The sequence below is a fragment of the Pseudomonas sp. BGA-UO-ETr-WB11 genome, assembly GCF_059567785.1.
In genome coordinates this window covers 608,892-629,385 of the sequence record NZ_JCAQOS010000005.1, presented here as the reverse complement: position 1 = coordinate 629,385, position 20,494 = coordinate 608,892, and the positions used below count along the sequence as shown (strand labels likewise).

The 20,494-nt window shown below is 63.6% G+C and carries 21 protein-coding genes; 9 read left to right on the top strand and 12 right to left on the bottom strand.

Annotated features, from left to right (window positions below):
• Nucleotides 1–104 precede the first annotated feature (104 nt).
• The 7 genes from AC56DI_RS08345 to AC56DI_RS08315 all read right to left on the bottom strand — a co-directional run bounded on the left by AC56DI_RS08345 (nucleotide 105) and on the right by AC56DI_RS08315 (nucleotide 5,805).
• The gene (locus AC56DI_RS08345; protein ID WP_496345735.1) at nucleotides 105–725 is read right to left on the bottom strand and encodes a DUF2846 domain-containing protein; all 621 of its coding nucleotides are present in this window, start codon (nucleotides 723–725) and stop codon (nucleotides 105–107) included.
• 139 nt (nucleotides 726–864) lie between these two features.
• The gene (locus tag AC56DI_RS08340; protein ID WP_496345734.1) at nucleotides 865–2,013 is read right to left on the bottom strand and encodes a phospholipase D-like domain-containing protein; all 1,149 of its coding nucleotides are present in this window, start codon (nucleotides 2,011–2,013) and stop codon (nucleotides 865–867) included.
• Nucleotides 2,013–2,588 (bottom strand): YceI family protein, encoded by a 576-nt coding sequence (locus tag AC56DI_RS08335; RefSeq protein WP_496345733.1) that lies wholly within the window; start codon nucleotides 2,586–2,588, stop codon nucleotides 2,013–2,015. Before AC56DI_RS08335 ends, AC56DI_RS08340 begins: the two co-directional genes overlap by 1 nt.
• A 99-nt stretch (nucleotides 2,589–2,687) precedes the next feature.
• Nucleotides 2,688–3,020 (bottom strand): amidase, encoded by a 333-nt coding sequence (locus tag AC56DI_RS08330; protein ID WP_496345732.1) that lies wholly within the window; start codon nucleotides 3,018–3,020, stop codon nucleotides 2,688–2,690.
• Nucleotides 3,017–4,123: a serine hydrolase domain-containing protein gene (locus AC56DI_RS08325; protein ID WP_496345731.1), complete on the bottom strand. Its 1,107-nt coding sequence runs from the start codon at nucleotides 4,121–4,123 to the stop codon at nucleotides 3,017–3,019. The genes AC56DI_RS08330 and AC56DI_RS08325 overlap by 4 nt, the downstream gene beginning before the upstream one ends.
• A 93-nt stretch (nucleotides 4,124–4,216) precedes the next feature.
• Entirely contained in the window at nucleotides 4,217–4,750 is a 534-nt protein-coding gene (locus AC56DI_RS08320) for a cytochrome b (protein WP_496345730.1), read from the bottom strand.
• Entirely contained in the window at nucleotides 4,747–5,805 is a 1,059-nt protein-coding gene (locus AC56DI_RS08315; protein ID WP_496345729.1) for a catalase family peroxidase, read from the bottom strand. The genes AC56DI_RS08320 and AC56DI_RS08315 overlap by 4 nt, the downstream gene beginning before the upstream one ends.
• Before the next feature lie 164 nt (nucleotides 5,806–5,969).
• Here AC56DI_RS08315 and AC56DI_RS08310 point away from each other — a divergent pair, with 164 nt between their 5' ends.
• Both AC56DI_RS08310 and AC56DI_RS08305 read left to right on the top strand, forming a co-directional pair.
• Entirely contained in the window at nucleotides 5,970–6,473 is a 504-nt protein-coding gene (locus AC56DI_RS08310; RefSeq protein ID WP_422588548.1) for a sigma-70 family RNA polymerase sigma factor, read from the top strand.
• Nucleotides 6,470–7,222, top strand: coding sequence for an anti-sigma factor family protein (locus tag AC56DI_RS08305; RefSeq protein WP_496345728.1), 753 nt, complete (start codon nucleotides 6,470–6,472; stop codon nucleotides 7,220–7,222). Before AC56DI_RS08310 ends, AC56DI_RS08305 begins: the two co-directional genes overlap by 4 nt.
• 12 nt (nucleotides 7,223–7,234) lie before the next feature.
• Here the strand turns inward: AC56DI_RS08305 and AC56DI_RS08300 are convergent, their stop codons facing one another.
• Nucleotides 7,235–8,122, bottom strand: a complete 888-nt coding sequence (locus AC56DI_RS08300; protein WP_496345727.1) for an acyl-CoA dehydrogenase family protein — start codon at nucleotides 8,120–8,122, stop codon at nucleotides 7,235–7,237.
• Nucleotides 8,123–8,258: 136 nt separating this feature from the next.
• On the opposite strand from AC56DI_RS08300, the gene olsB reads away from it, so the two are divergent.
• The 3 genes from olsB to AC56DI_RS08285 all read left to right on the top strand — a co-directional run bounded on the left by olsB (nucleotide 8,259) and on the right by AC56DI_RS08285 (nucleotide 11,462).
• On the top strand, nucleotides 8,259–9,014 hold the full coding sequence (gene olsB, locus AC56DI_RS08295; RefSeq protein ID WP_496345726.1) for an L-ornithine N(alpha)-acyltransferase: 756 nt from the start codon (nucleotides 8,259–8,261) through the stop codon (nucleotides 9,012–9,014).
• A complete protein-coding gene (locus AC56DI_RS08290; RefSeq protein WP_496345832.1) occupies nucleotides 9,014–9,805 on the top strand; it encodes a lysophospholipid acyltransferase family protein in 792 nt (263 codons plus the stop codon). Before olsB ends, AC56DI_RS08290 begins: the two co-directional genes overlap by 1 nt.
• Nucleotides 9,806–10,334: 529 nt before the next feature.
• On the top strand, nucleotides 10,335–11,462 hold the full coding sequence (locus AC56DI_RS08285; RefSeq protein ID WP_496345725.1) for a glycoside hydrolase family 5 protein: 1,128 nt from the start codon (nucleotides 10,335–10,337) through the stop codon (nucleotides 11,460–11,462).
• Nucleotides 11,463–11,842: 380 nt separating this feature from the next.
• On the opposite strand, the gene AC56DI_RS08280 is transcribed toward AC56DI_RS08285, so the two are convergent.
• The 4 genes from AC56DI_RS08280 to AC56DI_RS08265 all read right to left on the bottom strand — a co-directional run bounded on the left by AC56DI_RS08280 (nucleotide 11,843) and on the right by AC56DI_RS08265 (nucleotide 15,776).
• Nucleotides 11,843–13,612, bottom strand: coding sequence for an ABC transporter ATP-binding protein/permease (locus AC56DI_RS08280; protein ID WP_496345724.1), 1,770 nt, complete (start codon nucleotides 13,610–13,612; stop codon nucleotides 11,843–11,845).
• A complete protein-coding gene (gene glk, locus AC56DI_RS08275) occupies nucleotides 13,609–14,586 on the bottom strand; it encodes a glucokinase (RefSeq protein WP_496345723.1) in 978 nt (325 codons plus the stop codon). The genes AC56DI_RS08280 and glk overlap by 4 nt, the downstream gene beginning before the upstream one ends.
• A 107-nt stretch (nucleotides 14,587–14,693) precedes the next feature.
• Complete coding sequence (locus tag AC56DI_RS08270; RefSeq protein ID WP_496345722.1) at nucleotides 14,694–15,191, bottom strand: glutathione peroxidase; 498 nt, start codon at nucleotides 15,189–15,191, stop codon at nucleotides 14,694–14,696.
• Nucleotides 15,192–15,290: 99 nt separating this feature from the next.
• Nucleotides 15,291–15,776: an FKBP-type peptidyl-prolyl cis-trans isomerase gene (locus AC56DI_RS08265; protein ID WP_496345721.1), complete on the bottom strand. Its 486-nt coding sequence runs from the start codon at nucleotides 15,774–15,776 to the stop codon at nucleotides 15,291–15,293.
• On the opposite strand from AC56DI_RS08265, the gene AC56DI_RS08260 reads away from it, so the two are divergent.
• From AC56DI_RS08260 to yihG, 4 genes are all read left to right on the top strand, one after another.
• On the top strand, nucleotides 15,745–16,074 hold the full coding sequence (locus AC56DI_RS08260; RefSeq protein WP_496345831.1) for a DUF3565 domain-containing protein: 330 nt from the start codon (nucleotides 15,745–15,747) through the stop codon (nucleotides 16,072–16,074). The two genes, AC56DI_RS08265 and AC56DI_RS08260, sit on opposite strands and share 32 nt — an antisense overlap.
• Entirely contained in the window at nucleotides 16,071–17,255 is a 1,185-nt protein-coding gene (locus AC56DI_RS08255; RefSeq protein WP_496345720.1) for an acetate kinase, read from the top strand. The genes AC56DI_RS08260 and AC56DI_RS08255 overlap by 4 nt, the downstream gene beginning before the upstream one ends.
• Before the next feature lie 8 nt (nucleotides 17,256–17,263).
• Entirely contained in the window at nucleotides 17,264–19,366 is a 2,103-nt protein-coding gene (gene pta, locus AC56DI_RS08250) for a phosphate acetyltransferase (RefSeq protein WP_496345719.1), read from the top strand.
• A gap of 176 nt (nucleotides 19,367–19,542) precedes the next feature.
• Nucleotides 19,543–20,457, top strand: a complete 915-nt coding sequence (gene yihG, locus AC56DI_RS08245) for a 1-acylglycerol-3-phosphate O-acyltransferase, YihG family (protein ID WP_496345718.1) — start codon at nucleotides 19,543–19,545, stop codon at nucleotides 20,455–20,457.
• Nucleotides 20,458–20,494 lie beyond the last annotated feature (37 nt).

Genomic DNA, 20,494 nt, shown 5'->3' with positions numbered 1-20,494 from the left:
GTGGTGTGCTCAATGAACGGGCTAGAGCGGGAAGCGGGCCCTTGTCGAAAGCAAAAAGCGGAGCTCAATACTCCGCCACGCGCTCCTGACCTGCCCCCACGGCTTTAGATACCAATATTGTTCAGCGCGTCGCCCACCGAGCGCCAGAAGCTGCGTTGCGAGCGACGTACATGGGCTTCGCCACTGGCGGCAATGCGGGTAAAGGGTTTGATCCGGTGACTGCGGGTTAGCTCGCCAAGCGCGACCTTCTCGGACACGAGCTGCAACGGACCGTCGCCGCTGGCCGCCAGGCTGTCATCGTGGGGCGGCGGACTGAGTTCATCGTAACGCAGGTAATAGGTGGCGCCGGCCTCGGCATCCAGGGCGAAACTGGCAACCCGAGTGAAGTCCATCGGGCTCTCCGCCACTAGGGTCCAGTAACTGCCCAGCAACGGCCGGCGAATTTCCAGCTGGTAACTGGCGGTGTCGAGTTCCATCACCAGGTAACCGCCGCTGGGCAGGCCGCTGAACAACTGGGTGTTGATAAATAGACCAGGGGCTTCCAACTCCTGATCGGCCCAGTTGCTTTGCGGCCGGTAGAGATAGAGCAGCACGCGGTTTTCATCGCTCAGACTACGGGGCTTAAACAGCGGCCCCTCGGTCGCGCCGAAAAATGCCCCTGGGGTCGAGCAAGCACTCAGCCAACCCGTTAACAGCACCAACACCAACAGCCGATAGCGGCGCATGCGCGCCTCCTTTTTGATTATTTAGTCCGAGCATATCCAGCCACTATCGCCCTAGCACCCGACAAAAGTCGGGGGTGATGGTGATGAGCTGTTACCGCGTCATGGTGAGCAGCCTAACCGCGAATTCAACCACTGCAGCCTAGCGCCGCCGGTCCAGCAGATTGACCAACAAGCGATCCAGCAAGCCCCACAGGCGTTGTTGCAAACGCTGAGGCCAGGGCGTGGTCCGCCAGCGCCAGAGGTCGACTTCCTCGCTGTGGCTGAAGTCCTCCACAAAACTGGCCTCAACCTGAGCAGTAAACGCCGGGTCGAAGACCTCGACATTGGCGTCCAGGTTGAAGTGCAGATTCCAGTGATCAAAGTTGCACGAACCGACGCTAACCCAGTCGTCCACCAGCAGCATCTTCAAGTGCAAAAAACGCGGCTCGTATTCATAAATGCGCACCCCGGCCTTGAGCAGGCGCGGGTAGTAGCGCTGGCCGGCAAAGCGCACCGGCGGATGGTCGGTGTTGCGCGCAGTCAGCAGCAGGCGCACATCCACCCCGCGCAGGGCTGCTCGGCGCAAGGCGCGACGGACTTTCCAGGTAGGCAGAAAATACGGCGTGGCCAGCCAGATACGCTGCTTGGCGCTGAGCAGCGCGCGCACCATGGAATGCAGAATGTCGCGGTGCTGGCGACCGTCGGCATAGGCCACCCGCCCCAGACCATTGCCTTGCCGCGGGCTTACCGGCAAACGCGGCAAGCCGGCATAGGGCGCTGGGCGCCAGGCCAAACGCGCCAACGACGCCGGCCACTGACGCTCGAACAATTGCTGCCAGTCCGCCACCAGCGGCCCGGCGATGGCCACCATCACCTCATGCCAGGCATGGCTGTTGTCCTGGGGCTGCCAGAACTCATCGGTGGCACCGGTGCCACCGACAAACGCCAGTTCGCCATCCACCAGCAGCAGCTTGCGATGATCGCGATACAGGTTACGCATGCCCCGGTGCCAGCCCAACGGGTTGTAAAAGCGCAGCTGCACCCCGGCGGCCAGGAGCTGGGCGCGCTGTGCCGCCGGCAAGCCGAGGCTGCCAAAACCGTCCAGCAGGCAACGCACCTGCACCCCGCGCAGGGCCGCCAGGCAGAGCTGGTCGACCAGTTGCGTGGCGCAATTGCCGGCCGTCACCAGATACAGTTCCAGCTCCACCTGGCGCTGGGCACCGGCAATGGCGGCAAACATGCGCGGGAAGAACTGCGGGCCGTCGAGCAGCAGCTCGAAGCGGTTACCGCTGCGCCAGGGAAAGATCATCAGCGGGCATTGAAGATCAGCACCGCGCTGACCGGCACCGCCAGGCTGATGGCCGGCAAGCCCGCCAGGGCGCGCAGGCTTTCCAGGCCCTCGGCCAGGCCAAAGTCAGCGGCATTCAGCACCAGCGGTGCCAGGGTCACGACTTGAAAGCGCCGATCGTCCAGCCGGGTCACCAGCAGCTCACTGCGGTACTCCTGCTGATGGCCGTGCAGGTTCACCAGCAGCGGCAAGCGCAGCTCTAGTTGGGCGCCAGGCGCCAGGGCCACCAGGGGGGCAAAATCCAGTTGGGCGCTGATCTCGGCCTCGGCAAAGCGGGCGATCTCGAACAGCTGCTTGCGCACCCGCTCATCACGCAGGGGGATGCCGGTTTCCACGGTTTCCAGCTCCACCTGCAGGCGCACCTTGCCGTCATCCTCGACGCTGCCGCGTAGGCCGCGGAAACGGTTGACCTCGGTGATATGGGTGGCCTTGGTGGAGATAAACGAAAGCCGCGAGGACTCATTGTCCAGCTGCCAGTCGGCATGCACCGGCAAGGCCGCGCAGGCGGCCAGGAGGAAGGCGGATAGTTTCAACATGGGGCATTCTCGCAAGGCAAACTCAGGCGCCACCATAGCCGCCCGCGCCAGCCTTGCAAACCCACGCATGCCGCACAAAGTTCGCGCGGCATTGCCGAATCAGGGCGTGGGCAGTAACTGACAGCCTTGTCGCGGGCTTAGCCAGGCCGCGGTATTGCTGCGGCCCAGGCCACTGACACTGACCTGCTTACGGGTAACATCATCGACAAAACGGCTGGTCGGCACGTACTGCTTGACGTAGGCCAGGCAGTAATCCACCGGGTTATCCATGACGTAACGGCACGAGCAGTATTCCTTGGCGGTGTAGGCACTGATGATGTCCGGAAACGCCGCCAGGGCCGTGCGCTTGGACCAGCCCAGGGCCAACAGAACGATAACCAGCAACAGCAAAAAACTGGTGAATGGGCGACGTTTGATCAGGCTAAGGCTCATTGCGCCACCTCCGGACTAAAAGCGAACAAGGCCCGCTTGAGCAATTCATTGTGCTGATAGCTTTTGTCGCGATCATCGGCATACCGCACGATCACCAGGCCCTCGCTGGGCAGCACATACAAGGCCTGCCCCCAATGACCAAGGGCGGCAAAGCTGTCGGCTGGTGCGTCGGCCCAGGGCTTGGCGGCGCCAGCTACCGCCTGGTTCAACCACCAGTGACCACCGGGCACGGCTTCACCGGGCAGCGGTTGATAGGCGGCAAAGGCCGTGCGGTTGAACTCGACCCAGGCCTTGGGCAACAACTGGCGCTCGCCCCAGCGGCCGTCGCGCTGCATCAGCAGGCCGACACGGGCCAGGTCACGGGCGGTCATATAGGCATAGGAAGAGCCAACAAAGGTGCCGCTGGCATCGGTTTCCCACACCGCCGAGGTAATGCCCAGAGGCTCAAACAAGGCCGTCCAGGGGTAGTCGGCATACGCCTCGGCACCGAGCATGCCCTTCAGCGCCGCCGACAGCACATTGCTGTCGCCACTGGAGTAGCGAAAGCGCGTACCCGGTGTGGCCTCGCCCTGATGACTGGCGACAAAGGCCGGCATATCAGTACGGCCACGGGTGTAAAGCATGGCCACCACCGAGGAATTCAGCGGCGCGTATTCGTAGTCTTCCTGCCAGTTAAGGCCCGAAGCCCAGTTGAACAAATGGCCGAGTTTGACCTCGGGATGGGCGGCGAACGGTGGGTAGTACGTGGCCGCCGCCTCACTCAGCTTGAAGCGCCCTTCGCCATAGGCCACGCCGAGGGTCGCCGCCAGCAGGCTCTTGCTCACCGACCAGGTCAGGTGCGGGGTGCTGGCCTTGGTCGGCCCGGCGTAGCGCTCGTAAATAATCTGCCCGTCACGGATCACCAGCAGCGCATCGGTGCGAATGCCCTGGCGGCTGACATCATCGCGGGGCGGGAAGGCATAGGCGCTGAACGCCTCAAGCGCGGCACTGCTCGGCGCCTCGGCGCGACTCCAGTCGGCGCCAGGCCAGGTCTCGGCCTGGATCAGCGATGCGGCGCACAAACTGCTGACCAGCAGCAGGCGGCGAAGAATGGCAACGGGCATGGCACAGCCTCTGATTGTTATTCGAGGCCGCACCCTAGCACGTCACTGTGACACCCTTGAATGACCAAACGCGCCAGTGCTACTGAGTGCGTTTCAGCGCCCGCCGGTCATGCTGGCGAGCACCCCATCACGGCGAATCAGGCCGTGATACAACCCGGCGGCCAGGTGCAACACAATCAGCGCAAACAACAGATAGGCCAGATAGCCGTGGGCCAGGCGCAAGCCGGCATAGAGTTGCGGGTCAGGTGCCACCAGTGCCGGCAGCGCCCAACCCGCGAGCAGCAGCGGATAACCGGCGGCACCTTGCATGGCCCAGCCCACCAGCGGCAGCACAAGCATCAGCCCATACAGCAGAGCATGGCTGCAGCTGGCACCCCACCGCTGCCAGTCGGGTAGATCGGCGGGTAACGGCGGTGGCGCCTGGCGCCAACGCACCAGCAGGCGCAACCCCCACAACAGCAAAAGCAACACACCCAGCGGTTTGTGGATGGCCAGCAGCGTGCTGTGCCAAGCCGACAATGTGCTGAGCATGCCGACGCCGATAAACAGCATGGCCAGCAACAGCACGGCCATCAGCCAATGCAGCAGGCGCGCCGCCGGGGCAAACGAAGATGACTGACGACTCATAGTTGAACTCCACGGGCGGGCTGCGGGGCACCTTCTGCGGTGCGCCGTTTAAAGGACTCGGCATAGGCGGCCGAACGCGCCTGCAGTATCGGATCGGCCGTCGGCTCAATGCCGCTGGGCAGGATCAGGGGATCAAAGTTGATGTCGCGGCAGGCACCCGCCTGCTGACTGACGGCCTGCTCCACCACCAAACTGCCCGCATGCAGTTGCGGGCGGCTGGCAGGCCAGGCCTGGGTGGCATCGGTGAGCGGGTCCGCCGCATCGGCCAGGGTCAGTATCAGCTGCCAACGCACGGGGCCCTGCTGCAGCCGGTCTAGCAACTCTTCTTGCAACAACGCCGGCCCCGTGGCGCTAGCCAGCAACGGCTGCACCGCCGCCTCCGGTTGCAACGCCCAACGCACCGCCTGACGTTCACCGGCAGCGTTGATCAGGTAGAAGGCATTGATGCTGTTGTACGTGCTGTTGGCGAAACTCGACGTCGGTTTGTGCTGCTGCGCCCACTGGCGAAAGGCTGCGCTCTCCGGATGTGCGGCAAAAAACGCCTGCATGCGTGCCGGGTCGGGTTTGCCGGTGGCGGGGTCAGCACGCATCGCCTGGACCTGCTCAAGAAACGCTTGCGGCGTGGCCACCGCCAGCACGGGTGGGGTGTTCATCGCCATCCGCCATTGCTGGCCGTCGGCTTGTTGCAGCAGCAATGCCAGGCTGCGCACCGGCAAGCTGGTATCACCGGCATGGGGGTTGGCACCGCCAATCGACAAACGTCCGCTGACCGCCACTCGCCCAGGGGCAAACAGCGCCGCCGTCGACAACGCTTGGGCCCGGCCATTGGCCTCAAAGTAGCCACTGACACACAAGCCTTTGGCATGGGCGCGCCGATAGCCTGGGTACAACCCAGCATTGGCTTCAATCTGATCGACCAGCCGGCGCGGGCTCAGGCGCTGCGGATCGAGCCAGCCGCCAGCGGCAATAAAACTGGCGACCAGCGCGCTTATGCACACGCCAATCAGTGACCAGCGCCAGATCAAGGTCGATGGGGGCATTGCGGGGCTACTCATGAATCAGGCTCCAGGGCCACTCGGCCAAGTCAGTGAGGCGGTGAGACGCAGCAACGCGGTTTTTATTCCGTCACGCGGGAATAAATCTTCCGCGCGTGCGTCACACTCTCACTGACGCCCAGGCCACGCTGGCCAAACGGCGTCGCCACCCATCCGAGACCCGCATGATTGATGACCAGCAACTGCGCGAACTGCTGCCACGCCTGCGCCGCTTTGCCTTGTCGCTAAGCCGCCAGCCGGCCTGTGCCGATGATCTGGTGCAGGCCACCCTGGAGCGTGCGCTGTCGCGCTGGGGCAGCAAACGAGCGGACAGTGATCTGCGCGCCTGGCTGTTCAGCATTCTCTATCGACAATTTCTCGACACTCAGCGCCGAGCCAAACGCCATGCCCGGCTGCTTGCACTGTTTGGCCGCGAAGATGCAAGTGCACCTTCGCCGGAACAACACTGGGAAGCCCACGCCACCTTGCAGGCCTTCAACCAGTTGCCCGACGAGCAACGCGCTCTGTTGCTGCTGGTGAGTGTCGAAGGCTTGAGCTATCAGCAAACCGCCGACACCCTGGGCATCCCGATCGGCACCGTGATGTCGCGCCTATCCCGGGCGCGCCAGGCGCTGCGCGACCTGAGTGGTGATACCCGGCCTCGACCCGCCATGCGGAGACTTAAATGAACCCGTTTCAGCCCAACAGCGAACTGCTGCACGCTTACCTTGACCAGCAACTGGACGAGCCCACCCGCCTGGCCGTGGAGGCCTATCTGGCCAGTCACCCGGATGCTGCCGCGCAAGTGGCCGGTTGGCGCCAGGATGCCCAGCACTTGCGCGCGGCCCTGGCTAACCTGGACCCGCTGGTCAGCAACCCGCAACTCGACCCGCTGGCCATCCGCCGGCGTCGCCGCCAGGGCCAGCAACGCCTGCTGGCGACAGCCGCGGCCCTGCTGCTGGCGGTCGGTATGGGTAGCGTTGGCGGCTGGCAGGCACGCAGCCAGAACCTGCTGGCGGCCAATCCACCGATGCAGGATGCCCTGGAAGCCCACCGCCTGTTCGCCCTCACCCCGGATCAGGTGGTCGATCTGCAGCCGCGCGACACAGCAGCCCTGCAAGGCTGGCTGGACCAGCGCTTCAGCCATGCGTCGCGCTTACCGGACTTACAGTCCTATGGCCTTCATGCCGTGGGCGCGCGGCTGCTGACGACCGAACAGGGGCCGGCGGCGTTGCTGTTGTTCGAGGACGCCCAAGGGCAGCGTACCAGCCTGTACCTGCGCTCCCCCGGCAGCCTGTATGCGCAGATGCCAAGCGGCGCCCGCGAGGACGGTGAGTTGCAAGCCCGCTATTGGTCTCAAGCCGGCTACAACTATGCGCTGGTCAGCCACCGCGACGACCCGCACAGCGCACCGTTGCAAAAAGCCCTGCGTCTGTAGCCAGTGGCGCTGTCAGTGCGCCAGGTGCAAGGCCTGCAGGGCTTTTTCCAGGCGCTTGGCACGCGCGCCAGCGGCGATATTCAGCAGGTTGTGGTCGCGCTGCCAGAGTGCAGCCCAGTCGGCTGGGCCGGCGGCGAAGGCCGCTGCCAGCTCGGTTTGTAAACCATCGAACTGGGCGAACAGTCCACCCAACAAAACATGACTGGCCGCCGCCCGCGGGCATTGCCGGGCCTGTTCGGCACAACCCGCCAACAGGCTGCTCAGGCGCAGCAGCAAACCCTGGGGCCAGCCGCTGTCCAGGCCGACGCCATACAGCCAGGCCGTGACCGCCGCCAGCACATGCAGGTCTTCGATGCTGCGAAACGGCTTTACATAGGCATCCCAGCCGTCGCCGGCCAGCAGTTCGCACGTGGCCTGCTCCAGGTGCAAGCGTGCATGGCCGATATCCGGCATCAACGGCAGGCTCGGCAGCGGCTCGATGCGCACGCCCGGCGCGCCGCTGTAAACCACACACAGCGACAGGTGGGGTGACGCGCCCGGCGCCTCATCACGGGCGGCCACCAGTAGCCAGTCGGCCGCTTCGGCAGCGGTAACAAAGTCCTTGCGCCCGCTTAACTGCAAATCCGTCAGGCGCGTCTGCATATCCGCCGGGCGGGTGCTCCTGCTCTCGGTCACGCACAGCGCCCCCAAGCTGGCCGGCGCCGACGGCCAGAGCGCGCGCAAGGCGCCCTGATAACCAGCAAGAAACGCCAGCCCCGGCGTTGCCGCCAGGCGTCCGCCAAGCATGGCCAACTCCAGCGGCGCCACCTCACCGGTACGCAGTTGCAACGCCGCAAACCAGTCCTCCAAAGGCAGGGCCGGCAGGCGTTCGGCGGGGCTGAGCAGGGTGGACCAGAACATGGGGAACTCCTTGGAAGTTGTCACGCAAGCATCACTGCAGTGTCACGGCACTGACATTCGTTCTACCTAGCCTGAGCTTGCACAACAAAGTCGACAGACCGCAACCCCTGCCAGGCTGCTTCATGGAGGCGACACAATGAGCACCACTGCCCGCACCCGCACTGCCAGTCCCGAACGCCGCCTACAGGCCGAACGCCTGCTCGGCACCCGCGCCCTGGAGGAAGCCCAGGCCCTGCGCTTTCAAGTGTTCAGCCAGGAGTTCGACGCCAAACTAAAAGGTGCCGAACTAGGTCTGGACCGTGACGACTACGACCCGCACTGCCGGCACATCGGCGTACGCGATCTCAACAGCGGCAAGCTGGTGGCCACCACCCGCCTGCTCGACCGCCAGGCCGCAGCGCGCATGGGACGCTTCTACAGCGAAGAAGAATTCAGCCTGCACGGCTTGCCCAACCTCGAAGGCCCACTGCTGGAGATCGGCCGTACCTGCGTCGATCCGGCCTACCGTAACGGCGGCACCATCGCCGTGCTCTGGGGCGAACTGGCCGAGGTGCTCAACGAGGGTGCCTATCGCTACCTGATGGGTTGCGCCAGCATTCCCATGCAGGACGGCGGCATCCAGGCCCAGGCGATCATGCAGCGTCTGTGTGAACGCTACCTGTGCAACCAGCACCTGCGCGCCGAACCGAAAACCCCGCTGCCGCCCCTCGATGTGCCGAGCAACGTGATCGCCGAACTGCCGCCGCTGCTCAAGGCCTATATGCGCTTGGGTGCGAAGATCTGCGGCGAGCCGTGCTGGGACAAGGATTTCCAGGTGGCTGACGTGTTTATCCTGCTCAAACGCGACGAGCTGTGCCCGCGCTACGCACGTCACTTCAAGGCCGCCGTATGATGGCCCACCTGCGCCTGCTCGGGCGCAGCCTGCTGCTACTGCTGTGGCTGAGCGCCAGCCTACTGCTGGCCGGCGCCCTGAAACTGCTGCAAGCGCTCACTCGCCAACCCGCCGAACACCTGCGCCAACGCCTGAGCCGTTTGTGCCTGAGCTGGCTGGTGCGCTGCCTGCCAGTGCGTGTGCAGGTACACGGTCAACTGCCTGGGCAGACGGCCCTGTGGCTGAGCAACCATGTGTCCTGGTGCGACATTCCCCTGCTCGGCGCCCTGCAACCGCTGACCTTTTTGTCCAAAGCCGAAGTGCGCGCCTGGCCCCTGGCCGGCTGGCTGGCGGCGCAGGCCGGTACCCTGTTTATCCAACGTGGCGCTGGCGACAGCAACGACATCGGTGCGCAGATCGGCCAGCAATTGCAGGAAGATCGCGCACTGCTGCTGTTCCCCGAAGGCACCACCACCGACGGCCAGAGCCTGCGCACCTTTCATGGTCGCCTGCTGAGTGGCGTGATCGAGCAGCAACGAGCCGTGCAACCGGTGGCCATCCGCTATTGGCGCGACGGTGCGGTCGATCTGCAAGCGGCGTTTATCGGCGACGACGATCTGCTCAGTCACCTGCGCCGACTGCTCAGCGCGCCAGCCGCCGAGGTGGAAATCCATCTGCTGCCGCTGCTGTTACCGCTGCCAGAGGAGAACCGCAACCAGCTGGCGCGCCGTGCTCAGCACTGCGTTAGCGACTGCCTGGAGCGGTTGCGCGCCCCCAACGCCGAGCCCCAGGCCAGCGCACTGACATCCTGAACCGCACGCATCAAATGCCTAACTGTTGGTGCTGTACCCGTTATGCGTTGCGCACTTGGCCACTACCGGTTTCGGCTTTACGCCGAGTCACTTTCTCTTTGCTTGCGCGAAAGAGAAAGTAACCAAAGAGAAAGCGCACCCGGCATCCGGGTTTCGCTGCGCGAAACTTCCCTCGTTCCGGTGCTGTTCCGAGGGTCGTCACAGTGGACCATCCCTGGCCCATCGTTCCTCATTTGGCATCCATGCCAAATGCCCCTCTACACAGCACCTCCACTCGGCCTCCTGACGGGACCGGGGGACTGAGGTGCCTGAAAATCCGTGGGAGCGGTCTTGACCGCGAAGCTTTTAACCGCTCGAACTCACTGCTGTCTCAAACACAACCATCGGCAATGGGACGAATGCCTTGCAACATGTAACGGGTACATGGCCTAACCTTTGCCGCATATCAAGGCCGCCACCCGTGCGGCCAAACTATGCTGAAAGCACAGGCTTAACCGTCGTTGCCCGGTCCGGTTCAAGGAGCATTTGCATGTCACAGTCCCCGCTTTCCCAGCAGTCCCCGTCCGTCAAACTCCGCGGCGTCAACCTTGGTGGCTGGTTGGTGCTGGAGAAATGGATGACCCCCAGTGTGTTCGAGGGCTTGCAGGCCACCGATGAAACCACCTGGTGTGCCGAACTGGGCGCCGCCGCCACGCAGCGCCTGCAGCAGCACTGGAACACGTTCATCACCCGCGAGGATTTTGTCTGGCTGCACGAGCGCGGCATCAACGCCGTGCGCATCCCGGTCGGCCATTGGATCTTCGGCGCCGACTATCCGTACCACCGCAGCTACGGCGAGCACCGCTACCCCTTCGTCGAAGGCGGCCTGGCAGTGCTCGACCGCGCCTTCGCCTGGGCCAAAGAGCTGGAGCTGAAAATTGTCCTCGATCTGCACGCCGCCCCCGGCTGCCAGAACGGTTTCGATAACGGCGGGATCAAGGATGTCTGCGAATGGCACACCCAGGCCGACTACCGCGAGCACTCGCTGAGCGTGCTCGAACGCCTGGCCGAGCGTTACCACGCCGAACCGGCTCTGCATGCCATCGAAGTGCTCAACGAGCCGCGCTGGGACGTGCCCACCGACTACCTGAAAAGCTACAACGTCGACGCCTACCGGCGGATTCGCCAGCACTGCTCGGCGGATAAAGTCAGCGTGGTATTCCACGACGGCTTCCGCTCGTTCGAGGAATACCTGGGCTTTATGCAGACGCCCGAATTCGTCAACGTGGTGTTCGACCTGCACCGCTACCAGTGCTTCGAGCGCGGCGATATCGACAGCGACATCTACACCCATATCCACAAGGCCAGCGGCCAGTGGAAGAGCGAAGCCGATGCCATCATCAACCAGCTCGGCCTGCCGGCCTATTGCGGCGAGTGGAGCCTGGGCCTGGACCTGAAAGTGGTGTCGCTGTGGGCAGACGGGCCGTTCAACCACGCCCTCGAACACATGGATCAGTTCCAGCAGGACACCGCCTACCGCGGCTATGCCGCCGCCCAGCTGCTGACTTTCGAGAAATACCTGGGCTGGTTCTTCTGGAGCTACAAGACCGAAACCACACCGGCCTGGTGCTTCCGCGAATGCGTCAACCGCGGCTGGCTACCGGCCAATTTCAGCTAGACCGGCATGCTCTGCGTAGGATGGCGTGGAGCGCAGCGATACCCATCACGCGCTTGATCCGCAACGAAGATTTGATGGGTATCGCAGGCTCAACCCATCCTACGGCCCTAGGTTTGCATCACCTGGATAGGAAGGCGCCTGCAAAATCCGTGGGAGCGGTCTTGACCGCGAAGCCTTTAAACGCGACATCGGCGCGACCTATCGCGGTCAAGACCGCTCCCACAAGAGCCCGGAAGACTCCGGGCTACGCCGCGCCATTGCCTTGACTTGATTGGCCTTAGAGACGTAGCCCGGATGCAATCCGGGAGCGAATTGAGAGGGAATGCACCACCCGGATTTTATCCGGGCTACGTAGCGCCATTACCTTGGCTTGATTGGCCTTAGCCAGGGACCTTCAGCGCGCAGCTCGGCGTGCTGCAGCTGAGGAACTTGTCCTCGGCCGGGCGGTTGAGCACCAGCTTGCGCTGGTAGTGACGATCCAGACCGCCGTGAAAACTGATGGTCAGCAGGCTGGCGTTGGGCAGCTCGCGCTGCAGCATGTCCATCATACAGTCCTCGCCCTTGGGGTCGAAGGCATCGGTGGCTTCCTCAATAAACACCCAGGCCGGTTGCTGCAGAAACAGCCGTGCCATCCCCAGGCGTTGCTGGGCGCGCAGAGGCAGCACCCGATCCCAGCTATCCACATCAGCCAACCGCGGCGCCAGCCAAGCCAACCCGGCGCACTCCAGGGCATGGTGCATGGCCTTGGCGCTGAAGTTATCAGCGGCATAGGGATAACTGAGCACCGACTGCAAACTGGCCAGCGGCAGGAACGGCCGTTGCGGCAAGAAGCTGATCTGCGCCCCCGCGGGTAGCCAAACCTCGCCATGGCCCCAGGGCCAGAGGCCAGCCACCACTTTGAACAGGCTGATGGTGACGGTCGGGTCCCCGGCGATCAGCACCCGCTCGCCCCGGTGGATGGTGGCATTCAGGTCTTCGATCAGCACCTGGCCGTCCGGATTGGCGATGCACAGGTCACGCAGCACCAGCTCGGACTGATTCGACTGCAGCACGCTGATCCGGTGTTCCTGCGGCTCGGCCGCCTGCTCGTCAAGCACCTGCATGTCGTTGTACAGGCTCAGCACACGCTGCACCGAGGCGCGGCAATGGGCCAGCTCGCCAAGGTTATCGATCGGCCAGGACAGCGCCGAGGTCAGCTTCTGAAACGCCTGCGCCGCCTGCATCAGGATGCCCAGGGTCATGCTGCCAGCGATGTACTGCGGCGCCATCAGCAGGATCGGAAACACGGGCAGCAGCGCGCCATAGCCCGAGGAGAACGCCATGATGCCGAGATAGCCGACGGTCTGGCGATTCCAACGCTGACCCAGCTCGGCGAAGAAATTGGCCGCATTGCGCCGCTCCATACCTTCGCCGCGCATCAGGGCAATGGACTCGGAGTTGGAACGGGAATGGCCCAGGCCAAAGCGAAAGTTGGCCTCGGCGGTTTGCAGCTGGTTGGTAGCCTTGACCAAAGGGCGCCCCAGCAGCAGGCCGAACAAAGTGCCGGCACCGGCGTAGAGGAATGCCAGAATCACCATATAGCCCGGCACCAGCCAGGTGGTGCCAGGCATATAGGCGCTGCCGGTAAGGACCAGGAGGATGTCGATAAAACTGCCGAACACCAGCAGCGAATAGACCAGCGAATGGGTCAGATTGACCGTGCTCTCGGTGGCGATGCGGATGTCTTCGGCAATCCGCCCGTCGGGGTTATCGTGTTCACCACCGATCAATTGCAGCTGATAGTGATGCCCCTGGGCCATCCAGCGGTCGAGGACCTTTTCCGTCAACCAGCGCCGCCAGTCCAGCTGCAGCCAGCGTTTGACGTGCATGTGCAGGGCCGTCACCGCCATGGTCAGCAGGAAGATCAGCACGAAGGTGCCGATCTGCACCAACAAGGCATTCAGCGACTTGTCTTCCAGGGCATCGAACAGCGCCCGGCTCCAGTAACTCATCCAGATCGCCAGACCGACCTGGGCCAAGGTGAAGAGCAGCAACAGGGCGGTATAACCGCGCACCCGCCACTTGTCCGCCGAATTCCAATACGGCGCCACCAGCCGCAGAAACTGCCAGGACAGTCGCCGGGCCGGCAACAGCGGGGGTAGCTCGGTCATAGCCCGCCCTCAGCCTGTTCAGGCTGCGCCCGGCACAGCTGTGCCGCCAAGGTCGCGGCGCCATGCAGGCCCAGTTGCTCGTTAAGCACCACATGCAAGGGCATGCGCTGCAACAGTTCGCGCATCGGCGGCTTGTCGCTAAAGGCCTGCAGCACCTCGGGTTGCTGCAGGAAAGCGAGCATCTTCGGCGCAATGCCACCACTCAGGTAGACGCCGCCCTGGGCCAGGCCGAGCAAGGCCAGGTTACCGGCGCAGGCGGCGAAGATGCGCGCGAACAAGGCCAGGCTGGCGCAGGCCAACGGCTCACCCTGCTCCGCCGCCTGAGAGATTTCACGCGCATCGGGACCGGTGCCCAGCAACACACCGCGCCCGGCCAGAAAGCCATACAGGCGTTCCAGGCCATGGCCGGACAGCAACAACTCCTGGCTGGCGCGCCCGTAGGCCTGCTGCAAGGCTGCGCAGAGCGCCAGCTGCTGCTCATCCACGGGGGCAAAATCAGCCAGGCCGCCCTGGCTCGGCAGCACCTGCCAGTGCTCACCGCAACACACCAGCAAGGCCATACCCAGACCAGTACCGGCGCCGAGCAGCGCCCGCACGCCGTTAGCCTGGGGCTGGCCGGCCTGCAGAGTGCAGAGGTCGCTGGCAGGTAAACTGTCCAACCCATAGGCCTGCGCGGCGAAATCATTGAGCAGGTGTACTTGGGCGATGCCGAAGTGCGCAGCAAGCTCGCGGGCATCCAGCCTCCAGGGCAGGTTGGTCATGCACACGCGCTGCTCACTGACCGGCCCAGCCACGGCAATACAGGCCACACTCGGCCGCTCGGTGCCGAGGAACAGCTGCACGATGGCCTCAAGCCCAGGGTAGTCGGCACCGACAAAGCGCTGCTCGCGCACCACCCGCCAGCCTGTAGCGTTGGGTTCGGCAAGCAACAATCGGGTGTAGGTGCCGCCAATATCGGCTGCGAGAAAACTCATCAAGGCCCCTGCTCTGAACTGACGGGCAACGCCCGCCGATAACTACAGTTAGTGCCACAGATGCTAGGGTCTGTTGCCGCTAGATCGCAAGCCGCGTTGCGGCGCGCTTAAGCGCCGGGCAGGTTTGCCAGGGCGCTCTCGACCGCTTCGATCAGGGCCGGATCTTCTAGGGTGGTACGCGGAGAAAACCGCGCCAGCACACGGCCATCCGGGCCGACGAGAAACTTCTCGAAATTCCAGGTGATGTCGCCGGGAAACTCCGCACCCTCCCCCGCCAGCAACCGGTACAACGGGTGACGGCCAGGACCGTTGACTTCCAGCTTGCTGCTCAACGGAAAGCTCACACCATAGGTGAGGCTGCAGAACTGGCGGATATCGGCCTCGGTACCCGGCTCCTGCCCGGCAAACTGGTTGCACGGCAAGCCCAGCACATGAAAGCCCTGAGCCCGATAATGCTGATAGAGATTCTCCAGCCCTGCATATTGCGGGGTCAGGCCACACTTTGAAGCCACATTGACCACCAGCACCACCTGCCCGGCAAAGGGTGCCAGCGGCAGTTCCTGACCATCAAGCCCGGTCAGCGTAAGGTCGTGAAAGGCGCTCATAGATACAGTCTCCAAAATCCTTGGCGGACTAAAAAGGCGCCCGTAGGCGCCTTCCAGTACAACTTAACCTGACGTTTGAGCAGTCTAGCAGTTGCTCAATCAGTGGTGATGACCACCTTCGCCATGGATGTGACCATGGGCCAATTCTTCGGCGCTGGCGTCACGCACGGCAACGATTTTTACCGCGAAGGTCAGGCGCTGGCCAGCCAGTGGGTGGTTGCCGTCAACGATCACGTCGTCGCCGTCCAGGTCACGGATGGTGACGATCTGCATGCCGCCGTCCGGGCCGGAGGCGTGGAACTGCATGCCCACTTCCAGCTCATCAACGCCTTCGAACATGTCACGACCCAGGGTCGCTACCAGCTCAGCGCTGTATTCGCCGTAGGCGTCTTCAGGCTCAACGGTCACGGTCAGCTCGGTGCCGATTTCTTTGCCCAGCAGGGCTTTTTCCAGACCAACGATGATGTTGCCTGCACCGTGCAGGTAGACCAACGGCGCGCCGCCGGCGGAGCTATCGATCACCTCACCGGCGTCGTTGGTCAGGGTATAGTCGATAGAGACAGCCTTGTTGGCGGCGATCAGCATGGGGCGAGACCTTTTGCGAAAGAATAAAGAACGGACAAGTTTAACCAAGGCCTCGCCCGAAAGCGAACCGAGCCCGGACAAACGGGACCAGGCGGCACTGCTGCTTGATTTTCGTCAGGACGACGAAGGCCACTGGGTGGCACTCTTGTCCTGCGGCCATACTCAACATCTGCGCCATCAACCACCCTGGCAAAATCGCCCCTGGGTCGTTGATCCGCAACAACGTCATGCTCTACTGGGTCAGCCCTTCCCCTGCGGCTGGTGCGCCCAGCATTCCATCAGCAAGGATCACCGATGACACCCCGGAACATTCTGGTAATCAACTGCGGCAGCTCATCCATCAAGTTTGCCCTGCTGGATCCAGCCCACAGCCATTTCGCCCTCAGCGGCCTGGCCGAGCGCCTGGGCTCGCCTGACGCCGTGTTGCATTGGCAACAGGACGGTCAAAAACACAGCATGAACATGCCCGGCGCCGATCACCGCGATGCCCTGGCGCTGTTGCTACCGCGAGTCGAGCTGGCCGCGAACGGCCGACTGCTCGGCATTGGCCACCGAGTGGTGCATGGTGGCGAACACTTTACCCAGGCCAGCCGCATCGACAGTGCCACCCTGGCGGCCATCCGCAGCACCGCACCGCTGGCACCTCTGCATAACCCGGCCAATCTGCTGGGTATCGAAGCGGCCCTGGGCCTGTTTCCCGAACTGCCGCAAGTCGCGGTGTTCGATACTGCGTTCCACCAAAGCCTGCCGGAACACGCCTACCGCTATGCCCTGCCGGAGGTGCTGTACCGCGAGCACGGCGTGCGCCGCTACGGCTTTCACGGCACCAGTCATCGCTACGTCAGCCAGCGCGCCGCCGAGCTCAGCGGCCTCACCCCAGCCAACAGCAGTTGGCTATCGGCCCACCTGGGTAACGGCTGCTCGACCTGCGCCATCGTCAACGGCCAGAGCCGCGACACCAGCATGGGCCTGACCCCGCTGGAAGGCCTGGCAATGGGCACCCGCAGCGGCGACATCGACCCCAACCTGTTCGGCCACCTGGCCCGTACCCTGGGCTGGAGCCTGGAGCAGACCGAACACATGCTTAACCACGACAGCGGCCTGCTCGGCCTGTCCGGGCTGTCCAACGACATGCGCAGCCTAGAGCAGGCCAGCGCCAGCGGCCATCCCGGCGCCACCCTGGCAATCGAGGTGTTCTGCTATCGCCTGGCCAAATCCCTGGCCGCCATGAGTTGCGCCCTGCCGCAGCTGGACGGGGTGATTTTCACCGGTGGCATCGGTGAGAACTCGGCCCTGGTGCGCAGCAAGACCCTGGCCCACCTGCGCCTGCTCAACCTGTACTTGGATGACACCGCCAACGCCCGCTGCGTGCGTGGCGAGAGCGGCGCCATCCAGCGCCAGGGCCATCCCCGCGTGCTGGTCATCGCCACCAATGAAGAGCGGCAGATCGCCCTCGACACCCTTGCGTTGCTGAACTGAGAGCTGACATGCATACCTTTTTCGTTGTCCCCACCGGTTTTGGCGTCGGCCTCACCTCCATCAGCCTGGGCCTGGTTCGCGCCTTGGAGTTAGCCGGCCTGAAAGTCGGCTTCTGCAAGCCAATTGCCCAATTGCACCCCGGCGACACCGGCCCGGAGCGCTCCAGCGAACTCATCGCGCGTACCCACGGGCTGAAATCACCCACACCGCTGGACCAGGCCTATGTCGAACGGCGCCTCGGCGACGGTCAACTGGATGAGCTGCTGGAAGACATCATCAGCCTCTACCAGCAAGCCGCCGAAGGCCACGACGTGGTGATCGTCGAAGGCATGGTGCAGAACCGCCACGCCAGCTATGCCGGGCAAATCAACCTGCACCTGGCCAAGAGCCTGGATGCCGAGGTGATTCTGGTGTCGTCGGCCGAATCGGAAAGCCTCAGTGAGCTGTTTGATCGCCTGGAAATCCAGATGCAGATGTTTGGCGGGCCGAAAGCGCCGAAGGTGCTTGGGGTGATCCTCAACAAGGTGCGCAACCCCGACGCCGTGGTCGACTTCAGTAAGCGTCTGGAAGAGCTCGGCCACATGCAGGGCAATACCGATGTGCGCCTGCTCGGCAGCATTCCCTGGCAGAGCCAGCTGAACGCCCCCCGTACCCGCGATGTGGCTGACCTGCTGGGCGCCCATGTGCTGAATGCCGGCGATTATGAAAAACGCCGCGTGCAGCAGATTATTCTCTGCGCCCGCGCCGTGCCCAACAGCGTCCACCTGCTCAAGCCCGGCGTGCTGGTGGTCACCCCCGGCGATCGCGACGACATCATCCTCGCCGCCAGCCTGGCCAGCATGAACGGCATTCCGCTGGCGGGCCTGTTGCTGTGCAGCGACTTTGCCCCCGACCCGCGCATCATGGAGCTCTGCCAGGGCGCCCTGAAGGCCGGCCTGCCGGTGCTGACAGTGGCTACCAGCTCCTACGACACCGCCACCAACCTCAACCGCATGAACAAGGAAATCCCCATCGATGACCGCGAGCGCGCGGAGTTGGTGACCGAGTTCGTCGCCAGCCACATCGACCACGAATGGCTGCGCCAGCGCTGCGGCAGCGTTCGCGAGCGACACCTGTCACCGGCAGCGTTCCGTTATCAGTTGGTCAAACAGGCCCAGGCAGCGAACAAGCGCATCGTCCTGCCGGAAGGCAGCGAGCCGCGCACCGTACAGGCCGCAGCCATCTGCCAGGCCCGCGGCATTGCCCGCTGCGTGCTGCTGGCCAAGCCGACGGAAGTGCAGGCCGTGGCCCAGGCTCTGGGCATTGAGCTGCCGGCCGGGCTGGAGATCATCGACCCGGATCTCGTCCGCGAAGACTATGTCGCGCCCATGGTCGAGCTGCGCAAAGGCAAAAACCTCAACGCACCAATGGCCGAGCAGCAACTGGAGGACCCGGTGGTGCTGGGCACCATGATGCTGGCCCTGGATCAGGTCGATGGCCTGGTCTCCGGCGCCATCCACACCACCGCCAACACCATCCGCCCAGCCCTGCAGCTGATCAAGACCGCGCCGGGCTACCAGTTGGTGTCGTCGGTGTTCTTTATGCTCCTGCCCGACCAGGTGGTGGTCTACGGCGATTGCGCGGTGAACCCTGACCCAAATGCCGCCGAGTTGGCGGAAATTGCCCTGCAGAGCGCCGCCTCGGCCAGCGCCTTCGGCATTGAGCCGCGGGTGGCGATGATCAGCTACTCCACCGGCGACTCGGGCAGCGGTGATGAAGTGGAGAAAGTCCGCGAAGCCACACGCCTGGCCCGCGCCCAGCAACCTGAACTGCTGCTGGATGGCCCGCTGCAATACGACGCCGCGGCAATCGACAGTGTCGGCAAGCAAAAAGCCCCCAACAGCCTGGTGGCCGGCCGCGCCACAGTGTTTATCTTCCCCGACCTGAACACCGGTAACACCACCTATAAAGCGGTACAACGCAGTGCCGATTGCGTCAGCGTCGGGCCGATGCTGCAGGGGCTGCGCAAGCCGGTGAATGACTTGTCCCGCGGCGCGCTGGTGGACGATATCGTCTACACCATCGCCCTGACTGCCATCCAGGCCGCCAATCTACCGGGAAAAACCAACTAACCGAGGCTATAAGGCGGGCATTCGCGCCAATCTCGCGCATCCAGCCAAGCGCTTGGCTTGCACTTCAGTGCACAAGCGTTAACCTGTGCGTCGATCAATCGCGCTGCGGCCCATCGCAGCGCCCCATGAACCACTCCAAGGCGCTGCGGCGCCGCTGTTTCGGAGGCTGTAACTGCATGCTGCGTTTTCTTCCGGCCCCTCTGCGGGGCGTGCTCGCTGGCCTGATTCTGTTGGTCAACACCCTGATTTTCTGCTGGCCGCTGTTTATCGGCGCCCTGCTCAAGGCTGCCCTGCCGTTTGCTGGCGCCCAGCGCAGCATCAACTACTGGGTGCATGCCTGCGCGCAAACCTGGATCGCCGTGAATAAGGGCTGGATGGACCTGGTGCAGCCGATCCAGTGGGATGTGCAAGGCCTGGAAAGTGTCGACATGCAGCACTCCTACCTGGTCACCAGCAACCACCAGAGCTGGGTCGACATCCTGATCCTGCAATACCAGCTCAATCGCAAGGCGCCGTTTCTCAAGTTCTTCCTCAAGCAGGAGTTGATCTGGGTGCCGGTGATCGGCCTGTGCTGGTGGGCGCTGGAATTCCCCTTTATGAAGCGCTTCAGCAAGGAGTACCTGGCCAAGCACCCGGAGAAACGCGGCCAGGACATGATCACCACGCGCAAGGCCTGCGAGCGCTACAAGATCAACCCGGTGTCAGTATTCAACTTCCTCGAAGGCACCCGCCTGACGCCCGCCAAACAGGCGCAGCAGAACTCGCCGTTCAAGTACCTGCTCAAACCTAAGGCCGGTGGCATCGCTTTCGTACTGGACGCCATGGGCGAACAGCTGGCCTCATTGCTCAACGTGACCATCCATTACCCCAACGGCACGCCGACCTTCGTCGACCTGCTGTGCGGGCGCCTGCAGCGGGTGGTGGTGCGTTTCGAACAAGTGGAAATCCCGGCCCAGTTTATCGGCAAGAACTACGACGGTGACGAGGCCTACCGCCTGGCTTTCCAGCAATGGGTCAACCAGTTGTGGGAAGACAAGGACGCCGAACTCGAACGCCTACATCAGCAGTTCCCGCCGACTGCACAGCGCTAATCACCGGCCAAAAAAAACCCCGCACTGCGGGGCTTTT

What these genes read in the sequence shown, in the direction of transcription:
- glk (WP_496345723.1), bottom strand. Translation starts at nt 14,586, where the DNA reads ATGAGTTTTCTCGCAGCCGATATTGGCGGCACCTACACCCGATTGTTG.
- AC56DI_RS08290 (WP_496345832.1), top strand. Translation starts at nt 9,014, where the DNA reads ATGGCCCACCTGCGCCTGCTCGGGCGCAGCCTGCTGCTACTGCTGTGG.
- AC56DI_RS08255 (WP_496345720.1), top strand. Translation starts at nt 16,071, where the DNA reads ATGACACCCCGGAACATTCTGGTAATCAACTGCGGCAGCTCATCCATC.
- pta (WP_496345719.1), top strand. Translation starts at nt 17,264, where the DNA reads ATGCATACCTTTTTCGTTGTCCCCACCGGTTTTGGCGTCGGCCTCACC.
- AC56DI_RS08325 (WP_496345731.1), bottom strand. Translation starts at nt 4,123, where the DNA reads ATGCCCGTTGCCATTCTTCGCCGCCTGCTGCTGGTCAGCAGTTTGTGC.
- AC56DI_RS08270 (WP_496345722.1), bottom strand. Translation starts at nt 15,191, where the DNA reads ATGAGCGCCTTTCACGACCTTACGCTGACCGGGCTTGATGGTCAGGAA.
- olsB (WP_496345726.1), top strand. Translation starts at nt 8,259, where the DNA reads ATGAGCACCACTGCCCGCACCCGCACTGCCAGTCCCGAACGCCGCCTA.
- AC56DI_RS08335 (WP_496345733.1), bottom strand. Translation starts at nt 2,588, where the DNA reads ATGTTGAAACTATCCGCCTTCCTCCTGGCCGCCTGCGCGGCCTTGCCG.
- AC56DI_RS08310 (WP_422588548.1), top strand. Translation starts at nt 5,970, where the DNA reads ATGATTGATGACCAGCAACTGCGCGAACTGCTGCCACGCCTGCGCCGC.
- AC56DI_RS08315 (WP_496345729.1), bottom strand. Translation starts at nt 5,805, where the DNA reads ATGAGTAGCCCCGCAATGCCCCCATCGACCTTGATCTGGCGCTGGTCA.
- AC56DI_RS08345 (WP_496345735.1), bottom strand. Translation starts at nt 725, where the DNA reads ATGCGCCGCTATCGGCTGTTGGTGTTGGTGCTGTTAACGGGTTGGCTG.
- AC56DI_RS08280 (WP_496345724.1), bottom strand. Translation starts at nt 13,612, where the DNA reads ATGACCGAGCTACCCCCGCTGTTGCCGGCCCGGCGACTGTCCTGGCAG.
- AC56DI_RS08285 (WP_496345725.1), top strand. Translation starts at nt 10,335, where the DNA reads ATGTCACAGTCCCCGCTTTCCCAGCAGTCCCCGTCCGTCAAACTCCGC.
- yihG (WP_496345718.1), top strand. Translation starts at nt 19,543, where the DNA reads ATGCTGCGTTTTCTTCCGGCCCCTCTGCGGGGCGTGCTCGCTGGCCTG.
- AC56DI_RS08340 (WP_496345734.1), bottom strand. Translation starts at nt 2,013, where the DNA reads ATGATCTTTCCCTGGCGCAGCGGTAACCGCTTCGAGCTGCTGCTCGAC.
- AC56DI_RS08320 (WP_496345730.1), bottom strand. Translation starts at nt 4,750, where the DNA reads ATGAGTCGTCAGTCATCTTCGTTTGCCCCGGCGGCGCGCCTGCTGCAT.
- AC56DI_RS08330 (WP_496345732.1), bottom strand. Translation starts at nt 3,020, where the DNA reads ATGAGCCTTAGCCTGATCAAACGTCGCCCATTCACCAGTTTTTTGCTG.
- AC56DI_RS08300 (WP_496345727.1), bottom strand. Translation starts at nt 8,122, where the DNA reads ATGTTCTGGTCCACCCTGCTCAGCCCCGCCGAACGCCTGCCGGCCCTG.
- AC56DI_RS08265 (WP_496345721.1), bottom strand. Translation starts at nt 15,776, where the DNA reads ATGCTGATCGCCGCCAACAAGGCTGTCTCTATCGACTATACCCTGACC.
- AC56DI_RS08305 (WP_496345728.1), top strand. Translation starts at nt 6,470, where the DNA reads ATGAACCCGTTTCAGCCCAACAGCGAACTGCTGCACGCTTACCTTGAC.